The organism is Streptomyces sp. NRRL S-646 (assembly GCF_000720765.1).
GTDB lineage: Bacteria > Actinomycetota > Actinomycetes > Streptomycetales > Streptomycetaceae > Streptomyces.
This window is the reverse complement of record NZ_JODC01000001.1, coordinates 248,401-268,747: the sequence shown is the minus strand read 5'-3', so window position 1 is coordinate 268,747 and position 20,347 is coordinate 248,401. Positions and strand designations below refer to the sequence as shown.

The window sequence follows — 20,347 nt, the reverse complement described above, 5'->3', positions numbered from 1 at the left end:
GGAGGCGTCGTGCACGCATCCCCGCACATCGTGAGTGACGTGATGACCCGCACCGTAGCCGCCGTCGGCCGCGAGGCGGCCTTCAAGGACATCGTGCGGACCATGCAGGACCGGAAGGTCAGTGCGGTACCCGTGGTGGACGGCGGGAACCGGGTCGTGGGGGTCGTCTCCGAGGCCGATCTGCTGCCCAAGGAGGAGTTCCGCGACAGCGATCCCGACCGGTACACACAGCTGCGGCGGCTGTCCGACCTCGCGAAGGCCGGCTCGGTCACCGCCGGCGAGCTGATGACCTCACCCGCCCTCACCGTACGGACGGACGCCACGCTCGCGCAGGCCGCGCGGGAGATGGCCCGGGCCCAGGTCAAGCGTCTGCCGGTGGTCGACGACAGCGGGCGGCTGGAGGGCATCGTCAGCCGGGCGGACCTGCTCAAGGTGTTCCTGCGGGACGACGAGGAGATCGCCGGGGAGGTGCGGCGGGAAATCGTCTCGTACCTGCTCCCGGCACCGGCCTCTGCGCTACGCGTCGAGGTCCGCGACGGGGTCGTGACGCTCGGCGGCCGGGTCCGCGACGCCTCCCTCGTCCCGGTGGCCGCGCGCCTGGTCCGGGCGATCGAGGGGGTCGTGGACGTGGAGTTCGCACTCGACGGACGCGACGGGCTCGACGGACACGACTGACAGGACCGGCCGGCGATCTGACCCGCGCCACCATCCCGGCTGCCGGCCAGTCGTCTCAGCCTGTCCTGTGCCCCCACTCCCGTTCGACCCGCTCCCATTCGGCTCCCCATCGCTCGGTGGCCCGCCGCTGCACGCGCAGCCGTACCAGCCGTCCGCCGCCGAGAACCGTCAGCCCCGTCGCCAGCCCGACTCCGGTTCCGGCCAGCACCACACGCGTTGCCGCCTCGGTGGAACTCACCGGCGCCGCAACCAGCCGACCACGCCCGTCCGTCCAGGCCCGGACCTCACTGCCCGGCTTCGCCGTGGGCGTCACGTCCACCGTGCCCGTACGGGCCGGCCCCTTCCCGTCGCTCCAGCGCACAGTCGCCAGCACCCGGTCGTACCGCACACCGGTGACGACGTCCCGCCCGCTTCCGGGCACGGTCTTCACAACCACCGCCGACACAGGCCGACGGCCCGCCCGGTCCTGGTTCACCACGTGCTCCGCGGCCTGCGACCCGACCACCCCGGCGGCAACCCCTCCGGCCGTCGCGGCCGTCCAGGCAGCCAGCACGATCCACGCCTCCACCACATCGCTGTGCCTCCGCAGCGGATTGCTGCGCCAGCGCCACCCCATGACCTGCGTGCGTCTGACGTTCCGCATCTGTCACACCCCCTTACGGGCGCAATGAGGACGGACACACCTAAAAGGTCTCACCAGATCGCCGTCTACGGGAGAGGCAGCCGCCTCTTCGGGCCACGGGGCCGGTCGGCGTACGGTGGCGGCGAGTGGGGCCGGTCGGCCCTAGTGCGTCCGGTCCTGACAGGTGATGATCGTCGTGACGTGCGGCCCGCAGCCCGTGCGTCATACATCCGGGGAAGGAGGGGTCGACATGACCGAGGCACGTATCTTCACGGCGCAGGACCCGATCCGCGTCTTCCTGCTCGACGACCACGAGGTCGTCCGACGCGGGCTGGCCGACCTGCTCGATGCCGAGCCGGACATTTCCGTCGTCGGCGATGCCGAGAACGTCGAGCACGCCCTAGTCCGCGCTCCCGCTGTGCGCCCCCACGTCGCCGTCCTGGACGTACGTCTGCCCGACGGCGACGGCATCTCCGTCTGCCGGGACCTGCGCAGCCGGATGCCCGAGCTCGCCGTGCTCATGCTCACCTCGTTCGACGACGAGGACGCCCTCCTGGACGCCATCATGGCCGGCGCCTCCGGCTATGTCCTCAAGCAGATCAAGGGCTCCGACCTGATCTCGGCGGTCCGCACCGTCGCCTCCGGCCAGTCCATGCTCGACCCGGCCACCACCGCCCGGCTCATGCGCTCCCTGCGCACGGAACCCGCCGAAGCCCCCGCAGTGGCGCCCGAGTTGGCGGGCCTGTCGCCGCGCGAGCGGGAGATCCTCGCGCTGATCGGGGACGGACTGACCAACCGTGAGATCGGCAAGCAGCTCTATCTGTCGGAGAAGACCGTCAAGAACCACATCTCCCGGCTACTGGCCAAGCTCGGAGTGCAACGCCGCGTGCAGGCCGCGGTCCTCGCCACGCACCTGGACCAGCCGGAGACGGGCGACCGACCCAAGCACTGATCACACCTTGCCGTACGGGACCACAGCGACGGGGCAGTGTGCGTACCGCAGGATCGACCGGCCGTCGGGGCCGGACAGCGCGGCCGCACTGCCGTTGCGCCGTCGTACGCCGACCACGACGAGCTGAGCGCCGGCGCTCGCCTCGACCAGCAAGCGGTTCCGGCGGCCCCGGACCGGGCCGGTGCGCACGGCGACGTCCGGATACTGCTCGCGCAGCCCGGCCAAGGCGCGTACGGCCGCTGTCCTGTGCAGGACCACCAGGTCCGCACCGCGCTCCGAGGCCGCCGCGAAGGCGAACTCGGCTGCCTCGCGAGCCCCTGGTGACTCGTCCTGCGCCAGGACGACGGGACCGGTCCGGCTCTGCCTGCAGCACACCACCAGCACCGGGCAGCCCACACAGGCCGTCAGATGGCCGGCGACCGAGCCGTGCAGGCGGCCGCGCATGCCGTGCGCGGGGCGGCTGCCCACCACGGTGAGGGACGCGGCGCGCGACGCGGACCCGAGCACCGTCACCGGCTCGCCGACGAGGACTTCGCGCGTGATCACCAGTCGGGCGCCACCTTGCGGGCCCGCCACTCGGCATCGGCCAGTGCCTCGTTCACCCGGTCCCGCAGCCCGCCGCCGTCCGGGTCCCAGGGCGCCACACCGGCCGGCACCAGCTCCTCGGACCACGTCAGGGCGTGCGCCAGCTCAAGGCCCACTCCGCGCCGGTCGGCCTCCCACGCCGCGGCTTCCACGGCCGCCAGACCCGACGGCGAACCGTCCACTCCCACCACGACCGGACCGTTCATGGTGCCCCTCCCTCGTCTGCGGTTCTCAGGATTGTCAGCCTTCGCCTGCCCGGCCCTGGCCGCACTGGGCCGACGGGCCCAGGGGGACGCGCCGACCGGCCCTCCATTGGGGGCCCGGCCGTGCGCTCAGTCGATCTCCAGTACCTCGTGCACAGGGCGGCGGGGCGTACCCGTCCCCACGGGCCCGTAGCCGAGGCGCAGCACCATGTGCACGAAGCCCATGGCCGAGCGTGGATCGCGGGCCAGCTCCCGCAGGTCCGCCCGCTCCAGTGCGTGGGAGGTCAGGGAGGTGGCCAGGCCGTCGAGTGTGGCCAGCAGGAGGACCCGCTCGAGCGCCTGTCCCGCGCGCAGCCAGTCGTCCGGGCGGTCGTTGCGCGTGCCCAGCAGTGCCAGGTGCGGGGTGGTCTCGAATACGGCTGTCGGACGGCCGGGCACCGGGTGCCGGCCGGCGAAGTCACGGACCGGAGCGCGGCCGGGCTGCTTGCTGGGGCCGAAGGCACGCTCCAGAATCCCGTCCACAGCCGTGCCGGCGCTCTCCGCCCCGATGCGGGTCCACCGTTCGACGTCCTCGAACCCCTCGGGGTGCAGACTGTCGCGCCCCTCGACATCGCGAACATGTTCCAGCAGGGACTCCACATGCCATGCGTCGGGGAAGACCAGCTCTGCGCCCTCCTGTAGAGCGGCGTCGGACAATGCGTCCTGGACGGCGACCGGGATCGGCTTGTCCTGGAAGGGATGGCGGCTGGTGTGCCGACGGGCGATCGCCGGGAACAGCGTCGCCAGGTCGCGGTCGGGCCGGTGGCTGTCGTCCAGTTGCACGACGGCGAGCAGCTCCCCGTCGGCCGGATCGGGCAGAAGACGTGTGTCGGTGTGCAGGCCGTGCTCGGCCGCGGCGATCCGGAGGTTGAACAGTGCCGCGCCGCAGCCGAGGTGCAGGGCGCGGTTGTCGGGGTCGGTGTGCGGCATCGCCCGCTCGAAGTCGGCACGCACTTCGAGGATCGCGTCCGCGCGGTGGTGGCGGAATCGCCACGGCTGCGCGTTGTGCAGAGAGGGCGCGGCGGTGGCGGCGGCCACCAGGGCCGTGACGTTCATCGTGTCGAGTGGTTGCGCCGGCATGGGGCGCACCTCCCCTCGGACAGGCGGGGCGGTGGTTTCAGTGTTTGGCGAGGGTGGGGCCGTCCCCGCGCAGCACGGCCAAGCTTCGGCGGTACTTCTCCTCGTCGATCTCCCCCCGGGCGAAGCGCTCGGCGAGCAGTTGCTCCGGCGCAGCGGCGGTAGGGGTGCGCGGGGGCTCCGGGACCCGGTTCAGGGTGCGGAAGAGCAGCACGACCCCGGTGATGAACAGGGCCCACAGCAGGACCGTGCCGATCGACATCGCGAACCAGTCCCATCCGTTCATGTCGTGACCGTTCCAGTACATCGCGGACCGCTTCCTTGTCTCGGACTGCTGCTCACGGCCACCTTCACACCCCGCACGACCAGCGGGTATGGGCCGATCGGTGCCGACCCGGGACCATCCGGCCCAAGCCCGGACCCCGTACGCCTCAGTCCCCGAGCAGCAGCCGGCCCGTCTCCCCCCGGCTGCAGGCAGACCGCCCGGTCCGGCAGCCGTATGTCGATGGGCGTGCCGTCGGACGACGGCACCGCGATCTCCAGCAGACCGCGCTCCAGCCTCAGTCGTACGCCCCAGTGCTCGTGATAGCGCAACGCGAACGCCCCGGCCTCCGTACGGCCGACGCTCGAACTCGCCCGCCGGGTCTCGACGTTCGGCGAGGTGGTGCAGGGAGTCGACGAGTCCACAACCCTGTTCGAGGCCCTGCGCTGCATGTCCTGCGGCAACTGCTTCGAGTGCGACAACTGCTATGGCGTGTGCGCGGCCGAGTGCCCGTGCGGGGCGATCGACATGGTGCCGGAGGAGTGAGCCGGACCCACCTGATCCCTCATTCCCCTGAGGGAATTGTCGGTCTTGTCCCTGGGTCGCAGGATCGAGCCGAAGAGACCTCCATCCTTCCGGCAAGGAGACGTACGTGATCGAGATCGACCCGCAGGACCTGGCCCACCGCTACGCGGCCCAGTGGACTGAACCGGACGCCGCAGCACGCCGTACGACCATCGAGCGGCTGTGGGCCGAGGACGGCACCCATGTCCTCCAGCCGCCCGTGGAGATCCGGGAGATCGCCGCGGGCCTCGGCTTCCGGCACCCCACCTTGGAGGCCCGAGGGCACGACGCGATCGAGATCCGCGTGGCGCGCAGCTACGAGGAGTTCGTGGCGAAGCAGGGCATCACCTTCCGGGCACGCCCCGACGCCGTGCGTCTCGACGACCTGATCAGGTTCGGCTGGGAGGCAGTGTCCGTCGAGACCGGAGAGGTGGTCGGCGGCGGTTCGGAGATCGTCGTGCTCGACGGAGAGGGCCGGATCAGGACGGACTACATGTTCCCCGGCTCGTGAGCGAAGGTCACCGCAGCGTCTGCGCCGGCGGCCGCCGACAGGGCCTCGGCGGTCGCCGGATCGGCCGGCAGGAAGGCCTCCAGTCTCAGCTCGGCGAGCGTGACGTCGACGGCGGTGGCGAAGGTCGTCACGGTCGTCATCAGGTGCAGCTCACCGTAAGAGGACGCGAGGCGCAGCGGGACCGCGAAGCCCAGCTGTGCGTCCGAGGGCTGCAGGTCGGGGACGTGGCAGGCGAGTTCGGCGCGCAGTTCGGGCAGGCGGCCGAGGGCAGCCAGGATGTGCCGCGCCCATTCGGCGAGGTTGCGGATGCGTGGCGCCAGACCGTCGGGGTGCAGAGCGAGCCGGTAGACGTTCTTGCCCGGACCGACCAGGTCGGGCGACGCGCCTTCGGTGATCAGGTCGAAGGCGGCGTTCGCAGCGACCAGGTCACCGCCTCGGTCCACGACCACCGCCGGATACGGCAGGTGCCCACGGAGGATGTGGTCGATCGCGGTGCGGACGGGGGCCAGTGCGGGGGCGTCGAGTGAGCTCTCGGGGTAGACGGGCGCGTAGCCGGCGGCCAGCAGCAGCTCGTTGCGCTCGCGCAGCGGCAGTTGGAGCGACTCGGCCAGCCGCACGACCATGGCGCGGCCCGGGGCTGACCGGCCTGATTCGATGAAGCTCAGGTGCCGTTGGGTGGTACCTGCCCGCAGAGCCAGCTCGAGCTGGCTGATCCGGCGGTGGGTACGGCGTTCGCGCAGCGCGCTGGGGAAGTCCACGGGTCTGTTGTAACGACCCGCGAGGCGTCGCTGCCATTCCCTGCGGGGAATTGTCGCTCTTCGGGCCCGTGGCCAGGATCGCCGTCATGGACATCGGCATCCTTCTTCCGACCGGCAACGCCCAGTGGAACGCGTCCGACGACCCCCGCGAACTGATCGACTTCGCGCGTCGGGCGGAACGCTCGGGGTTCTCCTCTCTCTTCGTCAACGACTCCCTGATCAGCCCGCGTATCGAGGCCCTGACGATGCTGGCTGCGCTCGCCCCGGTGACCGACGCCGTGACCCTGGGCACCGCCGCGCTGCTGCCGTTCCTGCGCCGGCCGATTCAGACCGCGCAGTCCCTGGCCTCGCTCGACCTGCTCTCCGGCGGCCGACTCGTCGTGACCGTGGGCGCCGGCTTCCCCGGCCGGTTCGGGCGGCCCTTCTACACCCTGTCCGAGGTGCCGTGGCAGCGGCGCTTCGACCGGCTGGACGAGACGGTCTCCCTGTGGCGGAACCTGTGGGCCGGCGCCCGCTCCTTCCAGGGCGAGATCCTCCGGTACGCCGACATCCCGCCGGCGACCAGACCGTACCGTCCCGGCGGGCCACCCGTCTGGCTGGGCGGCGCGACCCCCGCGGCGCTGGCCCGCACCGGCCGGATGTACGACGGCTGGCTGCCCTACCCGCCCCACCCCGGCGACTACGCAGCCGGGCTCCTGGACCTCCGGAAGGCTGCAGCCGACGCGGGCCGTGCGCCCGAGGACGTCACCGCGGCACTGTTCGTCACGGTGCGCGTCGACGAGGACGCCGAGCACGGCCGCCGGGCGCTGGATGCCTACGCACGGGCCAACTACGGCCTGCCGCTTGAGGAACTGGAGCAGATCCAGGCTGTCGTCACCGGCTCGGCCGCCCAGGTGCGCGAGGGGTTGGCGCGGTACGTGGCCGCGGGTGCGCGACACCTGGTGTGCCGTCCGGCCGCCGTCGGTATGCGAGCCCTTGGCAACCAGATGGAGCGGATCGCCGACCTGATCCCGCTGCTGCAAGCACCGTGACCGGGCATCCCGCCGGAGCCGCCCGCAGAGCGGCCCCGGCGCGCAGGGCGTGGGTCAGCCGACGAACTCGCCCACGGCAGTCTTCAGTTCGTTCAGTCCCTTCTTCGCGTCGGTGAAGAACGTCCCGGTCCTCGGGTCGGTGTAGAGCTCGTTTGTCGACGTCGGCGTAGCCGTGGCCCATCGAGCGCTTGATGAAGACGACGCTCTTGGCCCTGCCGACGTCGAGGATCGGCATGCCCTAGATCGCGTTGCCGGGACAGCGGGCGACCGGATTGGTCACGTGGTTGGCGCCGATGACGAAAGCAACGTCCGCCTGCGGGAACTCGGAGTTGACCTCGTCCATCTCCTTCAGCTGTGTAGGGGAGGTTGGCCTCGGCCAGGAGGACGTTCATGTGTCCGGGCATGCGGCCCGCGACCCGGGTGGACGGCGTAACTGACGTCGATGCCGAGGTCGGAGAGCATCTTGGCGAGGTCGCCGAGTTCGTGCTGGGCCTGGGCCGCGGCGAGGCCGTAGCCGGGGCCGAAGATGCGGTCGCGGGGCACAGGTTGACGAAGTACTGGCCGGTGCTGGGGGCCTGCCACTTGCCGCCGATGAAGTTCTCGGACCGGGGCACGACGTCCACGGGCCTGCCGGGCCTGACGCGCCTGCCGGGGCCGTGACCGACTTCGCCCGACCCGCTCAGCCCCTGGGCAGCGGAACGTGCCAGGCCAGTACGGTGCCGCTCGCGGGCCCGGTGCCGAAGTCCAGCGCTCCGCCCAGCTGCTCGGCCCGTTCGGCAATGTTCCGCAGACCGCTGCGGCGGCCCCCGGGCGGGATGCCCACGCCATTGTCCGTGACCGTCAGCCGGACCTCTCGGCCGTCGGTCTCCAGGACGACGTCGGCACGGTCGGCGCCGGCGTGCCGGGCGATGTTGGTCAGGGCCTCGGAGAGGACGGCCTCGACATGGGCGGCGACATCCTGCGGCACATCCGTGTCCAGCAGGCCTTCCATCCGCAAGCTGGGTGCGAAGCCCAGCACCGGGGCCGCCTCGCCGACCACGCGCACCACCCGCGCCCGCAGCCCGGTTCCGGCACCGCCCTCACGCGCCCGCAGACCGAAGATCGTGGACCTGATGATCTTGATTGTCTCGTCCAGGTCGTCGACCGCCCGCACCACGCGTTCGGCGGCCTCCTGGTGCTCGATGAAGCGACCCGCGCTCTGCAGCGTCATCCCGGTGGCGAACAGCCGCTGGATCGCCAGGTCGTGCAGGTCGCGGGCGATCCGGTCACGGTCCTTGAGCACCGCGATCTGCTCGGCGTCCTGGCGGCGTTCGGCCAGTTCCATCGCGATGGCCGCCTGTGCGGCGAAGGCCTGCAGGGGAACGGTCTCCGTCTCCGTGAAGCCCGGCCGGCCGGCCTTGCGCGCCAGCAGGACCACGCCGCGCGGGCCAGGCTCCCCCGTGCCGATGGGCACGGCCACGGCGGGTCCCAGTCCCTCGAAGCGCACGGGCTCCCGCGAGATCCGTTCGTCGTGAGCGGCATCCTCGCTGGTCACCGGGGCGGCCTCGGAGAACGCCAGACCCATGAGGCTGCGGTCCAGGGGCAGCACGAGGCCGCGGTGCGCCTCGGCATCCATCCCGACGGCGATCTCCACGGCGAGCGAGGCGGTGTCCTCCATGGGCAGGGCGACCGCCGCCAGGGCCGACCCGGTGATCTCCCCGGCCCGCTCGGCGATGAGGCGGAGGACGTCGGTGCGCGCACGGCCGGACATCAGGTCGTGAGCGATCTCCGCGTTCGCCTGCAGCCAGCGCTCGCGCAGCCGGGACTCCTCGTACAGGCGGGCGTTGTCGATGGCGACACCGGCCGCCACGGCCAACGTCGCCAGGACCGACTCGTCCTCCTCGTCGAACTGCACCCCGCCGCGCTTCTCGGTCAGGTACAGGTTGCCGAAGACCTGCTCGCGCACCCTGATGGGAACCCCGAGGAAGGTGTTCATCGGCGGGTGGTGGGCCGGGAAACCGTAGGACTCGGGATGCTGGGAGATCTTGGCCAGCCTGAGCGGCTCGGGGTGGCGGATGAGCTCCCCGAGGATGCCGTGGCCCTCGGGGTACGGGCCGATCCTGGCGATCTGTTCCTCGGTGACCCCGACCGTGTGGAAGGCCGACAGGCGCCTGCCGTCCGGTCCGATCACGCCGAGGGCGGCGAACTCCGCGTCGACCAGCGTCGCCGCGGCCTCCACGATGCTGCGCAGTGCCTGCTCCAGGTCGAGCTCCCGGCCCACCGAGAGCACGGCCTCCAGAAGGCTGTGCACCCGGTCACGTGTGCCACGCGCCGCGTCCAGGCGGGCCTGCAACTCCTCCAGGAGCTCGTCCAGCCTCAGCTGCGGCAGCCGCACCCGCGCCGCCTGGGACTCCTCAGGGCTTCCCACCGCAGATCCTCCAGCTCCCCGTGCCATGCCAACGGCCGAACGCCCGGTCATGTGCCACGGTAACGGTCCAGTACAGGGGGCGGTACGGGACGATCCGGGTTCACGGGGCTCCGTCGCCGGTCAGGGGCGCGGCAGGCGGGCGGCGACGTACTTGGCCAGGTCGACGAGCCGGTTGGTGCAACGCCACTCGCTGTCGTACCAGCCTAAGACCTTGACCAGCACACCGTTCGCCCGGGTCAGCGGGGCGTCCAGGACGCACGAGGCGGGGCCGCCGACGACGTCGCGGGAGACGATCGGGGCGTCGGAGACCCGCGGGACGCCCTTGAGCGGACCGTCCCCGGCCTCCCGGTATGCGGCGTTGATCTCGTCCGCGGTCACCGGCCGTTCGAGGACCACGTTCAGGTCGGTCAGCGAGCCGTCCTCCACGGGCATGCGTACGGCGACGCCGTCGAGGGTGCCGGCCAGCTCCGGCAGGACGAGGCCGACGGCCCGTGCGGCCCCGGTGCTGGTGGGGATGATGTTGACGGCGGCACTGCGGCCGCGGCGCAGGTCCTTGTGCGGCCGTCCAGGACCACCTGGTCGTTGGTATAGCCGTGGATGGTGGTCATCAGGCCCTTGACGCTGCCGAAGTGCTCGTCGAGCACCTTCACCATGGGGCCACGCAGTTGGTGGTGCAGGAGGCGTTGGAGACGACGTGGTCGCTGTCGGGGTCGTAGGTGCCTTCGTTGACGCCCATCACGAGCGTGGCGTCGACGCCCTTGCCCGGCACGGACAGCAACACCTTGCGGGCGCCCGCCTGTCAGGTGCGCTGCGGCCTGTTCGCGGGTGCGGAAGCGGCCGGTGACTCGATGACGACGTCCACGCCGTGCTCGCCCCGGGCGAGGGCGGCCGGGTCGCGTTCGGCGGTCACGGCGATGCGGTGGCCGTCGACCGTCAGGGAGCTGTCGTCGTGCTCGACGGTGCGGTGCAGCCGGCCGTCTGTGGAGTCGTACACCAGGAGATGGGCCAGCGCCGCCGGTGAAGTGATGTCGTTGACCGCCACAACCTCGACCGGTGTGCCGGTTCCGCCGTCGGCCCGCTCCAACACACAGCGCAGGTAGTTGCGTCCGATGCGGCCGAAGCCGTTGATGCCCACACATACGCTCAAGTCCGTCGCCCTCCCGGTCGTTGCCCGGCTGTGTCCGGGGTCTGCCGTCGGCCTGCTGACGGCGGGCGGGGTTGGGGCCGGACGGGGGCGAGCGGGGGACGTTCGGCCCTGGATATCAGTGGCCTTGCTGCCGGAACCGGTCCTGGGCCTGGGTGGCGATGACGGCGGCCTGGATGCGGCGTTCCACGCCGAGTTCGGCCAGCAGGCGTGAGATGCGGTTCTTCACCGTCTTCTCGGCGAGGAAGAACCATCGGCCTATGTGCCGGTTGGTCAGGCCTTCGCCGATGAGGGCGAGGATCTCCCGCTCCCGGTCTGTCAGGCCCGGCAGCGGGTCGGATTCCTGCCCGCCGCGCAGGCGGGCCATCAGCCTGGTGGTGGCGCTCGGATCGATCAGGGACTGGCCGACGGCGACCTTGCGCACGGCGGACAGCAGGTCCGAGCCCTGGATCTGCCTCAGGACGTATCCGGACGTGCCCGCCATGATCGAGTCGAGCAGAGCCTCCTCGTCGTCGAACGAGGTCAGCATGAGGCAGGCCAGCTCGGGCAGGCGTGAGCGCAGCTCCCGGCGGACCGTCACGCCGTCGCCGTCGGGCAGCCGCACGTCCAGCACCGCCACCTGCGGGCGGAGTGCCGGAACACGGACCATGGCCTGCTCGACTGTGGATCCGTCACCGACCACGGTGATGTCCGGCTCGTGCGGGCGGCCATCCGCCACGCCGACCGGCCCTGGCTGGCCACGGCCGACCTGCACGTCGGCGGCCGGCAGGTGGTCGTCCTCGCCGAGGAGTCCACCGGCCGGGAGGTCGTGGACCTGCTCCAGGACCGGCTGCGCCGCCAGACCGACAAGGCCGCCCACGCCCGGCACGACGGTCACCGGACCGAGGCGCCGCCGTGGCGGGGCGGCGGTCAGCAGTCGGCGTAAGGCCTCGTTCGGAACGGCCCGATCGGTCACGGTCCACCGGTCGGGCCGCTGTCATGTGCTGCCTCGCCGGGACGCGGGCCGACCGGCCCGCACAGGTGACCAACGGCCCACTGACCAGGCCCCGGGCGCACGACAACGTGGGGCGTCGTGGTTCCCGATCGGCCGGCGAGGACGAGGAGTTGTGTGATGGCGAAGGCGTATCTGGTGGGCAGCGGGATCGCGGCGCTCGCCGCGGCCACGTTCCTGATCCGTGACGGCGGATTCGACGGGGCGGACATCCACCTCTTCGAGGAACACCACACCCTCGGGGGCAGTCTGGACGCGGGCGGCAGCGTGGATGCCGGCTACAGCATGCTCGAAGGGCGGATGTTCGAGGCCGAGTTCCGCTGCACGTACGACCTGCTGTCCGCGATCCCCACCCTCGATGATCCCGCGGTGTCCGTGACCGAGGAGATCCTGGCGGGGCACGAGGAGTTCGCCTGGGACGACGTGGCACGTCTCGTCGACGGGTCCGGAAAGATCGTCGACACCGCCTCGATGGGGTTCTACGAGCGCGACCGGCTGGAACTGGTCCGCTGTCTGGCGAGCCCCGAGGGGCACCTGGAGGGCAAACGCATCACGGACTGCTTCGGCGAGCACTTCTTCACCACGAACTTCTGGTTCATGTGGTGCACCACGTTCGCCTTCCAGCCCTGGCACAGCGCGATCGAGTTCCGCCGCTACCTGAGGCGGTTCATCCATCTCTTTCCTGAGTTCGCGTCGATGTCGGGCATCCACCGGACCCGCTACAACCAGTACGACTCGATCGTGCGGCCCCTGACGGCCTGGCTGCGCGAGCGCGGCGTCACCGTGCACACCGGAAGCCGGGTCACCGACCTCGGGTTCGCGCCGGGGCAGGACGGCACCACGGTCGAGACCCTCTACGTCTCCCGCCGCGGCCGCGACGAGAAGATCGCCGTGACTCCCGAGGACCTGGTCCTGGTCACCAACGGCTCGATGACGGACGCCTCCAGCCTCGGTTCGCACACCACGGCGCCGCCTCCGCCCGGCCACCGCTCGCCGGCGTGGCTGCTGTGGCACCGCATCGCCCGCGGGCGCGAGGACTTCGGCAACCCGGCGGCCTTCGACAAGCATGTGAAGGAGTCTCGCTGGGAGTCGTTCACCGTCACCGCCAAGGATCCCGTCTTCCTGGACGCGCTGGCCGAGTTCGCGGGCCGTGAGAGCGGCAGGGGCGGGCTGATGACCTTCACCGACTCCAACTGGCTGCTGACGATCGTCGCCAACCGCCAGCCGGTCTACCGCGATCAGCCAGAGGGCGTCTCCGTGTGGTGGGGCTACGGTCTGTTCCCCGGCCGCGCGGGCAACCACACGCCCAAGCCGATGACGATGTGCTCCGGCCGGGAGATCCTCGAGGAGGTGCTGCACCATCTGCACTTCGACAAGTCGTCGGCGGCCCGGGTCCTGGAGACCTCAACCGTCGTGCCCTGCGTGATGCCGTACATCACCAGCCAGTTCCTGGTGCGCCGCCGCGAGGACCGCCCCCATGTCGTGCCCGAGGGATCGGTCAACCTGGCCTTCATCGGGCAGTTCGCGGAGGTGCCCGACGACGTCGTCTTCACCGTCGACTACTCGGTGCGCACCGCGTGGACCGCGGTGGCCCGGCTCCTGCACCTCGACCGGCAGCCTCCCGAGGTCTACAAGGGGCACCATGACCCCCGTGTCCTGGCTGCGGCTCTGGAGACGATGCACCGTCGGTGACCGGTTTCGAGTCGGTCGGCGGGCCTTGTGTGCGCGGCCAGGAGTGCAGGCCGGCCGCGCGGGCCGACCGGCTCAGGCTGGGATCCGGTCGGCTTCCGTCAGCCGGGCATCCGCTTCCTCCATTGGGGGCCGACCTGCGCCCACTGCGCGTCCCACTCCGCCAGGCGCCGCCGGTCCAGCCGTCCGCGTACGAGCTGCCCGCCGACCAGGACCACGGCCCCGGCTCCCATGGCTGCAGACGGCGCTGTTCAGCGCCGTCTGCAGCCATGCCTCGGTCGCGCTCGCGGGTTCGAGGACCAGCCTGCCGGTGTGATCGGTACAGCTGGTGACCCGGGTGCCGAGGGCGGTGCCCGGCTCGACCCTCGTGGTGCCGGTGTGCGTCGAAGGGTCAGCAGCGACCCAGCGCACCTTCGCCCACACCTTTCGGCGGTGCGTCGTTGTGCTTCCTCGATTGCTGCAGCGTGCCGCCCATTCCTTCCGCTCGCAGTGGTGCGGCCCCGGTGATCATCTCGGGGCCGCAGGCCCTCCGACCGCACGACGCGTGCCGGTGGCCCGCTGTCACTCTCTGCCGCGGTGCGCCATGGGAAGGTGGGCCAAGAGTCCCCGTCGCGGGCCCGGGGGTCCTGGTCCGCGGGGTGCGGAGGGGGCGGACGGCCCTGTCGGGCTCGCGCCTCGCCGACATCGGGTGCGGCGGCGCTCAGGGCGACAGACGGACCCCGTACAGGCTGCGTCCGCCCACGAGTTCGCGGCCGGTGATCAGTTCGGGCTCGATGCGGACGAAGACCTCCTCGGGCGAGGGCGCCCACGAGCGGGGGCCGGTCCGGGTCAGGCGCTCGTGCTCGTCGGGGTCGCGCACCACCCTGGCCGCCCCGGTGACGACGACGCTCCAGCCGGAGTGCGCCACCGCATCGACCTCGTCGACCTCGAAGGCGACCACCGTGCCGTCGACGGCGCGGGCCAGTTCGGAGGCCGCCGAGGTGCGCAGCAGCACCGCTCCGTCACTGTCGAGGGAGAAGTTGACGGGCAGCACCGCGGGCAGGGCCTGCCGGGTGTGGACGATGCGGCCGACAGGCACCTGCGCCAGGAGACGCAGGCACTCCTGCCGTTCGAGTTCGCGGAAACCGTCGTTCGGATACATGAGCCAGCCCGTCTCTCACCTGGATGCGACGCTGGAGCGTCCGGTCCATCGTCCGTCGGGTCGGGGCGGCGGGTGAGGGTCCATCGGTCCCCGCCCGGCCGCAGAACGTCCCGCGTCACACCGTGATGCGTCGCCCGGTGAGGCTGAGGGGATCGATGCGCACCCACTGGTCGCGGTGGCCGCCGGCCCAGGGCTCGTTGCGGGCGTCCTCGGCGAGCCGGCGCACCTCGTCGGGGTCCGTCACGGTCCGGGCACGGCCCCGCACCAGCACGCTCCAGCCCCTGCTGAACGCGTCGTCGATGCGGTCGACCTCGAAGGCGACCTGGCAGCCGGACGCCTGCGACGGTGTGCTGCCGGGTTCGGTGCGGAAGACGATGGCACCCTCGACGACGCTGTAGTTCACGGGCACGACGACGGGCCCCGAGACCGTGGGCACCGCGATCCGACCCACTCCGTGCGTGGAGAGCAGAGCCCGGCACTCCGAGACGCTCAGCGACGTGAAGTCGGGACGGCGGGAGGCCTGCCCCAGGCCGCTCGGCAGTTCGGTGTCGCCGCCGGCGAGATCCCGCACTGTGGTCTCCAGGCCCTCGGCCAGCCGGAGCAGGACGCCCCGGCCCGGTGCGGCGCCGGGGTACTCCTCGAGGTATTGGAGGTAGCCCGGCGTCATGCCGGCGCGGGTGGCTGTCTCCTTCCGGCTCAGTCCGAGTTCCGCGCGCCGGGCGGCGAGACGACGTCCGAGATCGCCCAGCGCATGGCCCTCCGCCGTCCGAGACGGTGCCTTGTCCGCCATGGCCCCTCACTCCCTCTCGCCCGGCCGGGCGAGACCCTACGCCCGGATTGATCCTTAGATCCAGCATGTCCGGATCTGGCGGGGCGGGCTTGGGCCGGTCGGCCCTCACTGCCAGGCTGGACGGGACCGCTTCCGCGCCGCGCCGGTCAGGTGTAGATGATCTGGCCGCCGGCCGCTTGCCCATAGAACTCTCCGTGGTAATGACGCCCTGCACCCGGTCCACGAGGTCGTCCTTGCCGAGCTCGATGAGGTCGACCGAGGCCTTGCAGGCCTAGATGCCCGCACCGGTGTCAGTGATCATCTCGATGAACCCGGGGACGGGCGGGATGTCGAGCTTGTCCATCTTGCGTTCCATGAAGCGGGTGACAAATCCGGCACAATAGGCATCCCGCCCAGGAGTGTCGGCAGGTGCAGGACCGGGATTGCCGACGGTGGCCGGCTTGATGTGCTCCCAGCGCTTCTTCGTGATGGCGTCCAGGCCGAAGAAGGTGAAGAACAGGTCGGCCTCGATCCCTTCGGCGCGGGCTCCGTTGGCCATGATCAGGGCCGGGTGGACCCCTTCCAGGGACCCCTGGGAGACGATGATCGAGATGGTGCGATCCACGCCTCCACCACATCGCTGTGCCTCCGCAGCGGATTGCTGCGCCAGCGCCACCCCATGACCTGCGTGCGTCTGAATTTCCGCATCGGTCACACCCCCTCACGGACGCAATGAGGACGGACACACCTAAAAGGTCTCACCAGATCGCCGTCCAGGGGAGAGGCAGCCGCCTCTTCGGGCCACGGGGCCGGTCGGCGTACGGTGGCGGCGAGCGGGGCCGGTCGGCCCTGGTGCGACTCTGGCTGACGAGCGCTTCGGCACTCGACTCCCTCAAGTCCAAGAGCATCGTCACGCGTTCCCACGCCCTCGCCGACGCAGTCAAGGCCACACTGCGCACGTATGCCGACAACGGCAGCCTCGGGGAGGCGCTGCGGCTTTTTGACGATCGGCACGTGTGCGTGGAGACGATCTATGCGGCCAGTCCCTCGCCGAGGGTGGCGCGGTACTCGCGTTCATAGTCGATCGGGCTCTTGAAACCGCACACGCTGTGTAGCCGCCCGGTGTTGTAGAAGTCTTGAGCACGCTGTTGAACGCCTCGCTCACAGCGTGGTCGAAGCAGGATCCCCGCCTCGCCCTGCCGCTCGATCAGAACGGCGAACCCGCGACAGGGTTCAAGAGGCACGTGTGTTCCGGGGCCCCGTTTCTCGGGGCAGGAGTGCTGCCGCGGCCAGGCCGCCGAGGCCGATGGCGGCCAGGGTGATCATGGCGGCGGCGTAGGCGCCCTTGGAGAGACCGGAGACGAGGATGGTGCCGGAGATGGCCGTGCCGAAGGACGAACCGAGGTTGGACACGCTGCGGGAGAGGCCCGAGATCTCTCCCTGTCGTTCCTCGGGAAAGCTCGACTGGACGACGTTGACGGAGGGGGTCAGCATGACGCCGAGGCCGAGTCCGATGAGGAGGAGGCCGGGGACGAAGGCCCAGGCGGTGGAGAGGCTCCCGGTCAGGGTGATCAGGACGACGACTCCGGCGAGGGTGACGACGAAGCCGGTCATGATGAGCGTTCGCTGGGAGTGCCGGCGGGCCAGGCGCTCGGCGGAGAGCGACGTGGCCAGCAGGCCCAGGGTGGCCGCGGTGAAGACGACCCCGGTCTGGACGGCGTCGTAGCCGCGGACGACCTGCAGGTAGGCGGCCACCGTGAACGACGTGCCCAGGAGCAGCAGCCACTGGACGTTCTGCGTGACGAGTCCGAGGTTGGACGTGCGGTTGCGGAAGAGACTCAAGGACAGCAGGGGCTCCCGGCCGGAAGCTTCCTTGGCGCGGACGGAGCGGAAGAACCACCAGAGCACGAGTGCGCCGGCGGCCAGCAGGGCGATCATGAGCCAGACGTTGTTGTCCGCGGCGAGGATGCCCATGACGACGAGGACGAGGCCGACGGCGGACAGGACCGCCCCGGTGGTGTCGAAGGGGCGGGTGGGATCGGGGGGCAGCGGGTCGTCCATGCGTCGGCTGAGCAGGACGATCACCGCGATCACCAGGGCCTGGAACACGAAGGCCGCACGCCAGCTGATGACGGTGGTGATGAGTCCGCCGATCAGCGGCCCGGCGGCGGCCCCGAGGCCGCCCAGTGCCATGACGACCCCGAACGCACGGGCGCGGGAGGAGACGTCCGGGTAGAGGAGGGTCGTGAGGATGTAGACAGGCGGGATGAGCAGCGCGGTGCCGATGCCCTCGAGGATCGAGTTGCCGAGAATCAACACGCCGAGTCCCGGTGCGGCCGCACTCAGCAGGGCGCCGACCGCGTAGACGACGAGACCGGTCAGGAAGCAGCGTTTGCGGCCGTAGCGGTCGGTCAGTTTGCCGCCGGGGATCATCAGCGCCGCCATCACGAGCAGGAAGACCGTGATGGCCACCTGGACGCCTTGGACGGTGGTGTCCAGGTCCTCGCTGATGTCGTTGATCATCACATTCATGTTGGAGCCGGCGAAGCTGCAGATGAACTGCGCCAGGGCGAGGGCGGCGAGCACGCGTCCGTGCTCGGTCGGCGCCAACTGCGCAGGCCCGGCCGCCCCCGCGTCAACCACGGGGGTCGCCCTCGTGCGCGGCCCTGTCGGGCACGGTGAGGCCATGGGTTGCCGGATGCCCGCGGTGGTAGCCGGATCGTCCACGCCGCGGTCGGGTCTTGGCCTTGTCCAGTTCCTCGTCGAGCGCTATGGCCGCCGCGACCAGGGCGAGGTGGGTGAACGCCTGGGGGAAGTTGCCGAGTTGCTCGCCCGAGGGGCCGATCTCCTCGGCGAAGAGGCCGACGTGGTTGGCGTAGGTGAGCATCTTGTCGAAGGCGTAGCGGGCCTGCTCGAGCATGCCACTGCGGGCGAGGGCCTCGACGTAGAAGAAGCTGCACAGGTTGAAGGTGCCCTCGGAGCCGCGCAGGCCGTCGGGGGATGCCTTCGGGTCGTAGCGGTAGACGAGGCTGTCGCTGACCAGTTCCTCGTCCATGGCGTCCAGGGTGGTCAGCCAGTCCGGATCACGCGGCGAGACGAAGCCGACCCTGGGCATGAGCAGCAGTGACGCGTCCAGGACGTCGGTGTCGTAGTGCTGCACGAACGCCCGCCGCTTGTCGTCCCAGCCGCGCTCGACGATCTGACGGAAGACCGTGTCCCGCGCGGCGGTCCAGCGAGCGACGTCGGCCGGGCGGGAGAACTCGGTGGCCGCGCGGACGCCGCGGTCGAACGCCACCCACGTCATCAGCCGGCTGTAAGTGAAGTCCTGTCGGCCGCCCCGGGTCTCCCAGATCCCCTCGTCAGGCTGATCCCAGTGGTCGGCGAGCCAGTCCAGAACGTCGCTCAGCGCCTTCCAGCCACGAATGGCACCGATGTCACCGTCCACGATGAGCGCGTCCGACGCCTCGCCGTAGATGTCGAGCTGAAGCTGGCCGGCCGCCGCGTTGCCCGCGCGGACCGGGCTGGATCCCAGGTAGCCCTCCAGGTGGTCCAGGGTCTCTTCGGTCAGGTGCGGATCGCCGTCGACCCGGTACATGATCTGCAGCGGGTCCGCCGAGGCCGCCGCCTTGTCCACGATGCGTTCGCGCAGCCAGTGGCGGAAGGCGTTCGCCTCCTCCAGGAAGCCCAGGTCGATCAGCGCCTTGACGGACAGCGACGCGTCACGGACCCACGTGTAGCGGTAGTCCCAATTGCGCTCACCACCGACCTGCTCCGGCAGTCCCATCGTGGCGGCGGCGATGGGCGCTCCCGAGGGGGCGTAGGTGAGCAGCTTGAGCGTGATCGCCGAGCGGTTCACGATGTCCTGCCAACGGCCCCGGTAGGTGCATGACCGCAGCCACTCCAGCCAGAAGGCGCGGCATGTCTCCAGCGCGTCGGTGACCTCTTCCAGGGAAGGGCGGGGTGGGGCGGGATCGCCGTCCGCCGTGCTGGTCAGTACCACTGCGGCCGCCTCGCCGGCCGACAGGGTGAAGCGGGCGGTGATGTCGTTGCCGTCCGCGAGGAGCGCGACACCGGTGGTGGACTGCAGATGCAGGTCCGTCCCCGGGCCACGGAAGAGCACGGAGTGATCATCGGCCCGCGAGAGCCGGTGCTCGGCGCGGCCGTAGTCGAAGCGCGGCTGGCAGGTGAGGGCGAAGGGCAGACTGCCCCGGACGACCCGTGCGATCCTCACCAGGCAGTGCGTGTCCGTCGGGGCCGCGGAGTCGATGGGCACCATGAAGTCGGCCACCTCACCGACTCCACCGGGCGCCATGTACCGGGTGACCAGGATGGCCGTGTCGGAAAGATACAGCTGACGTACGGTCATGCCGTCGCCGTCCGGGAACTCTGCGGCAAGTCGGCAGTGCCCGCCGCGCTCGCTGTCCAGGAGCGAGGCGAAGACACTGGGCGAGTCGAAGCGGGGCGTGCACCACCAGTCGATGTTTCCGCCGGACGACACCAGGGCGGCGGTCTGGAGGTCGCCGACCATGCCGTGTTCCGCGATGGGCGGGTACCTGTCCACAAGACCCTCCTTGCTCGGTCCGCCACGCCTGCCGCAGCTCGGGCAGGCACACGTCGGCGGCCTGTCGACGCCAAGCGTTCACCGGCGCCACGGCCGCCGCCTCACCCGGCGCGGGTGAAACCGGACCGGTCCGGGTCTCCTTGGACAGAACAGCTACCAGGGCCTTCTCCTCGACGGTGCCCCGGGCGCGGCCGCGGCGATCTGCGACTTCCTCATCCGCTTCTCGCGCAACGGCACGCGCACCGCCCCAGGCTGCGTGATCACGGTTCCGGACGCGTACGTGGACACGTACCGGCCGCCTCACCTCCGTGTTCCTCGTATCCGCACGGGACCGCCTGAGTACACAGCGGTCAGGACGTAGATCGA

At 70.9% G+C, this 20,347-nt stretch carries 21 protein-coding genes and 3 pseudogenes; 7 read left to right on the top strand and 17 right to left on the bottom strand.

The annotated features are described in order from the left end of the window. The first annotated feature begins 9 nt into the window (after window positions 1-9). Entirely contained in the window at window positions 10-675 is a 666-nt protein-coding gene (locus IH68_RS0101310) for a CBS domain-containing protein (protein WP_030927034.1), read from the top strand. Between the two features lie 55 nt (window positions 676-730). Here the strand turns inward: IH68_RS0101310 and IH68_RS0101305 are convergent, their stop codons facing one another. After that, on the bottom strand, window positions 731-1,318 hold the full coding sequence (locus IH68_RS0101305) for a hypothetical protein (protein ID WP_030927033.1): 588 nt from the start codon (window positions 1,316-1,318) through the stop codon (window positions 731-733). A 229-nt stretch (window positions 1,319-1,547) separates the two neighbouring features. Here IH68_RS0101305 and IH68_RS0101300 point away from each other — a divergent pair, with 229 nt between their 5' ends. Next, entirely contained in the window at window positions 1,548-2,249 is a 702-nt protein-coding gene (locus IH68_RS0101300; RefSeq protein ID WP_030927032.1) for a response regulator, read from the top strand. Here the strand turns inward: IH68_RS0101300 and IH68_RS49440 are convergent, their stop codons facing one another. The 4 genes from IH68_RS49440 to IH68_RS0101285 all read right to left on the bottom strand — a co-directional run bounded on the left by IH68_RS49440 (window position 2,250) and on the right by IH68_RS0101285 (window position 4,460). Further along, window positions 2,250-2,795 (bottom strand): universal stress protein, encoded by a 546-nt coding sequence (locus tag IH68_RS49440; RefSeq protein ID WP_051833052.1) that lies wholly within the window; start codon window positions 2,793-2,795, stop codon window positions 2,250-2,252. Next, a complete protein-coding gene (locus IH68_RS59365; RefSeq protein WP_051833050.1) occupies window positions 2,792-3,040 on the bottom strand; it encodes a universal stress protein in 249 nt (82 codons plus the stop codon). The genes IH68_RS49440 and IH68_RS59365 overlap by 4 nt, the downstream gene beginning before the upstream one ends. Window positions 3,041-3,166: 126 nt before the next feature. Then, a complete protein-coding gene (locus IH68_RS0101290; protein ID WP_030927030.1) occupies window positions 3,167-4,156 on the bottom strand; it encodes an Acg family FMN-binding oxidoreductase in 990 nt (329 codons plus the stop codon). Between the two features lie 37 nt (window positions 4,157-4,193). Then, on the bottom strand, window positions 4,194-4,460 hold the full coding sequence (locus IH68_RS0101285; protein WP_030927028.1) for an SHOCT domain-containing protein: 267 nt from the start codon (window positions 4,458-4,460) through the stop codon (window positions 4,194-4,196). Between the two features lie 354 nt (window positions 4,461-4,814). On the opposite strand from IH68_RS0101285, the gene IH68_RS56200 reads away from it, so the two are divergent. Then, window positions 4,815-4,961, top strand: coding sequence for a hypothetical protein (locus IH68_RS56200; RefSeq protein WP_234341162.1), 147 nt, complete (start codon window positions 4,815-4,817; stop codon window positions 4,959-4,961). 106 nt (window positions 4,962-5,067) lie between these two features. Continuing rightward, entirely contained in the window at window positions 5,068-5,490 is a 423-nt protein-coding gene (locus IH68_RS0101275) for a hypothetical protein (protein WP_030927026.1), read from the top strand. Here the strand turns inward: IH68_RS0101275 and IH68_RS0101270 are convergent. Continuing rightward, window positions 5,469-6,248 carry a helix-turn-helix domain-containing protein gene (locus IH68_RS0101270; protein ID WP_030927024.1) on the bottom strand — a complete coding sequence of 260 codons (780 nt, stop codon included), beginning with the start codon at window positions 6,246-6,248 and terminating at the stop codon, window positions 5,469-5,471. The two genes, IH68_RS0101275 and IH68_RS0101270, sit on opposite strands and share 22 nt — an antisense overlap. Window positions 6,249-6,334: 86 nt before the next feature. On the opposite strand from IH68_RS0101270, the gene IH68_RS0101265 reads away from it, so the two are divergent. Beyond that, window positions 6,335-7,279, top strand: coding sequence for an LLM class flavin-dependent oxidoreductase (locus IH68_RS0101265; protein WP_030927022.1), 945 nt, complete (start codon window positions 6,335-6,337; stop codon window positions 7,277-7,279). Between the two features lie 238 nt (window positions 7,280-7,517). On the opposite strand, the pseudogene IH68_RS59065 reads toward IH68_RS0101265, so the two are convergent. The 5 genes and pseudogenes from IH68_RS59065 to IH68_RS0101240 form a co-directional block, all read right to left on the bottom strand. Beyond that, a pseudogene (locus IH68_RS59065) lies at window positions 7,518-7,635 on the bottom strand (NAD(P)(+) transhydrogenase (Re/Si-specific) subunit beta); the annotation flags it as partial. Between the two features lie 112 nt (window positions 7,636-7,747). Beyond that, a pseudogene (locus IH68_RS59060) lies at window positions 7,748-7,822 on the bottom strand (hypothetical protein); the annotation flags it as partial. Window positions 7,823-7,958: 136 nt separating this feature from the next. Then, complete coding sequence (locus IH68_RS0101250; protein ID WP_107057377.1) at window positions 7,959-9,713, bottom strand: GAF domain-containing protein; 1,755 nt, start codon at window positions 9,711-9,713, stop codon at window positions 7,959-7,961. A gap of 93 nt (window positions 9,714-9,806) precedes the next feature. Continuing rightward, window positions 9,807-10,833: pseudogene (gene gap / locus IH68_RS49435) on the bottom strand (type I glyceraldehyde-3-phosphate dehydrogenase). A 115-nt stretch (window positions 10,834-10,948) separates the two neighbouring features. Then, a complete protein-coding gene (locus IH68_RS0101240; protein WP_051833096.1) occupies window positions 10,949-11,584 on the bottom strand; it encodes a response regulator transcription factor in 636 nt (211 codons plus the stop codon). On the opposite strand from IH68_RS0101240, the gene IH68_RS57655 reads away from it, so the two are divergent. Beyond that, window positions 11,528-11,755: a hypothetical protein gene (locus IH68_RS57655; protein WP_234341141.1), complete on the top strand. Its 228-nt coding sequence runs from the start codon at window positions 11,528-11,530 to the stop codon at window positions 11,753-11,755. The two genes, IH68_RS0101240 and IH68_RS57655, sit on opposite strands and share 57 nt — an antisense overlap. A gap of 147 nt (window positions 11,756-11,902) precedes the next feature. Then, complete coding sequence (locus IH68_RS0101230; RefSeq protein ID WP_267883704.1) at window positions 11,903-13,513, top strand: oleate hydratase; 1,611 nt, start codon at window positions 11,903-11,905, stop codon at window positions 13,511-13,513. Between the two features lie 98 nt (window positions 13,514-13,611). On the opposite strand, the gene IH68_RS59055 is transcribed toward IH68_RS0101230, so the two are convergent. From IH68_RS59055 to IH68_RS0101195, 6 genes are all read right to left on the bottom strand, one after another. Beyond that, window positions 13,612-13,743: a hypothetical protein gene (locus tag IH68_RS59055; RefSeq protein WP_267883703.1), complete on the bottom strand. Its 132-nt coding sequence runs from the start codon at window positions 13,741-13,743 to the stop codon at window positions 13,612-13,614. Between the two features lie 467 nt (window positions 13,744-14,210). Further along, complete coding sequence (locus IH68_RS0101220) at window positions 14,211-14,651, bottom strand: pyridoxamine 5'-phosphate oxidase family protein (protein ID WP_030927012.1); 441 nt, start codon at window positions 14,649-14,651, stop codon at window positions 14,211-14,213. Between the two features lie 115 nt (window positions 14,652-14,766). After that, window positions 14,767-15,441 carry a helix-turn-helix domain-containing protein gene (locus IH68_RS0101215; protein ID WP_030927010.1) on the bottom strand — a complete coding sequence of 225 codons (675 nt, stop codon included), beginning with the start codon at window positions 15,439-15,441 and terminating at the stop codon, window positions 14,767-14,769. 271 nt (window positions 15,442-15,712) lie between these two features. Next, complete coding sequence (locus IH68_RS59050) at window positions 15,713-16,135, bottom strand: DsrE/DsrF/DrsH-like family protein (protein ID WP_199931825.1); 423 nt, start codon at window positions 16,133-16,135, stop codon at window positions 15,713-15,715. 518 nt (window positions 16,136-16,653) lie between these two features. Continuing rightward, window positions 16,654-18,108, bottom strand: coding sequence for an MFS transporter (locus tag IH68_RS0101200; RefSeq protein ID WP_078912263.1), 1,455 nt, complete (start codon window positions 18,106-18,108; stop codon window positions 16,654-16,656). Then, window positions 18,056-19,981, bottom strand: coding sequence for a glycoside hydrolase family 15 protein (locus IH68_RS0101195; protein ID WP_078912262.1), 1,926 nt, complete (start codon window positions 19,979-19,981; stop codon window positions 18,056-18,058). The genes IH68_RS0101200 and IH68_RS0101195 overlap by 53 nt, the downstream gene beginning before the upstream one ends. Window positions 19,982-20,347 lie beyond the last annotated feature (366 nt).

Excerpts from the sequence above, each read along its gene's own strand:
- IH68_RS0101305 (WP_030927033.1), bottom strand. The coding sequence starts at position 1,318 with ATGCGGAACGTCAGACGCACGCAGGTCATGGGGTGGCGCTGGCGCAGC.
- IH68_RS0101300 (WP_030927032.1), top strand. The coding sequence starts at position 1,548 with ATGACCGAGGCACGTATCTTCACGGCGCAGGACCCGATCCGCGTCTTC.
- IH68_RS59365 (WP_051833050.1), bottom strand. The coding sequence starts at position 3,040 with ATGAACGGTCCGGTCGTGGTGGGAGTGGACGGTTCGCCGTCGGGTCTG.
- IH68_RS0101290 (WP_030927030.1), bottom strand. The coding sequence starts at position 4,156 with ATGCCGGCGCAACCACTCGACACGATGAACGTCACGGCCCTGGTGGCC.
- IH68_RS0101285 (WP_030927028.1), bottom strand. The coding sequence starts at position 4,460 with ATGTACTGGAACGGTCACGACATGAACGGATGGGACTGGTTCGCGATG.
- IH68_RS0101265 (WP_030927022.1), top strand. The coding sequence starts at position 6,335 with ATGGACATCGGCATCCTTCTTCCGACCGGCAACGCCCAGTGGAACGCG.
- IH68_RS0101250 (WP_107057377.1), bottom strand. The coding sequence starts at position 9,713 with ATGGCACGGGGAGCTGGAGGATCTGCGGTGGGAAGCCCTGAGGAGTCC.
- IH68_RS59055 (WP_267883703.1), bottom strand. The coding sequence starts at position 13,743 with ATGGGAGCCGGGGCCGTGGTCCTGGTCGGCGGGCAGCTCGTACGCGGA.
- IH68_RS0101220 (WP_030927012.1), bottom strand. The coding sequence starts at position 14,651 with ATGTATCCGAACGACGGTTTCCGCGAACTCGAACGGCAGGAGTGCCTG.
- IH68_RS0101215 (WP_030927010.1), bottom strand. The coding sequence starts at position 15,441 with ATGGCGGACAAGGCACCGTCTCGGACGGCGGAGGGCCATGCGCTGGGC.
- IH68_RS0101200 (WP_078912263.1), bottom strand. The coding sequence starts at position 18,108 with ATGGCCTCACCGTGCCCGACAGGGCCGCGCACGAGGGCGACCCCCGTG.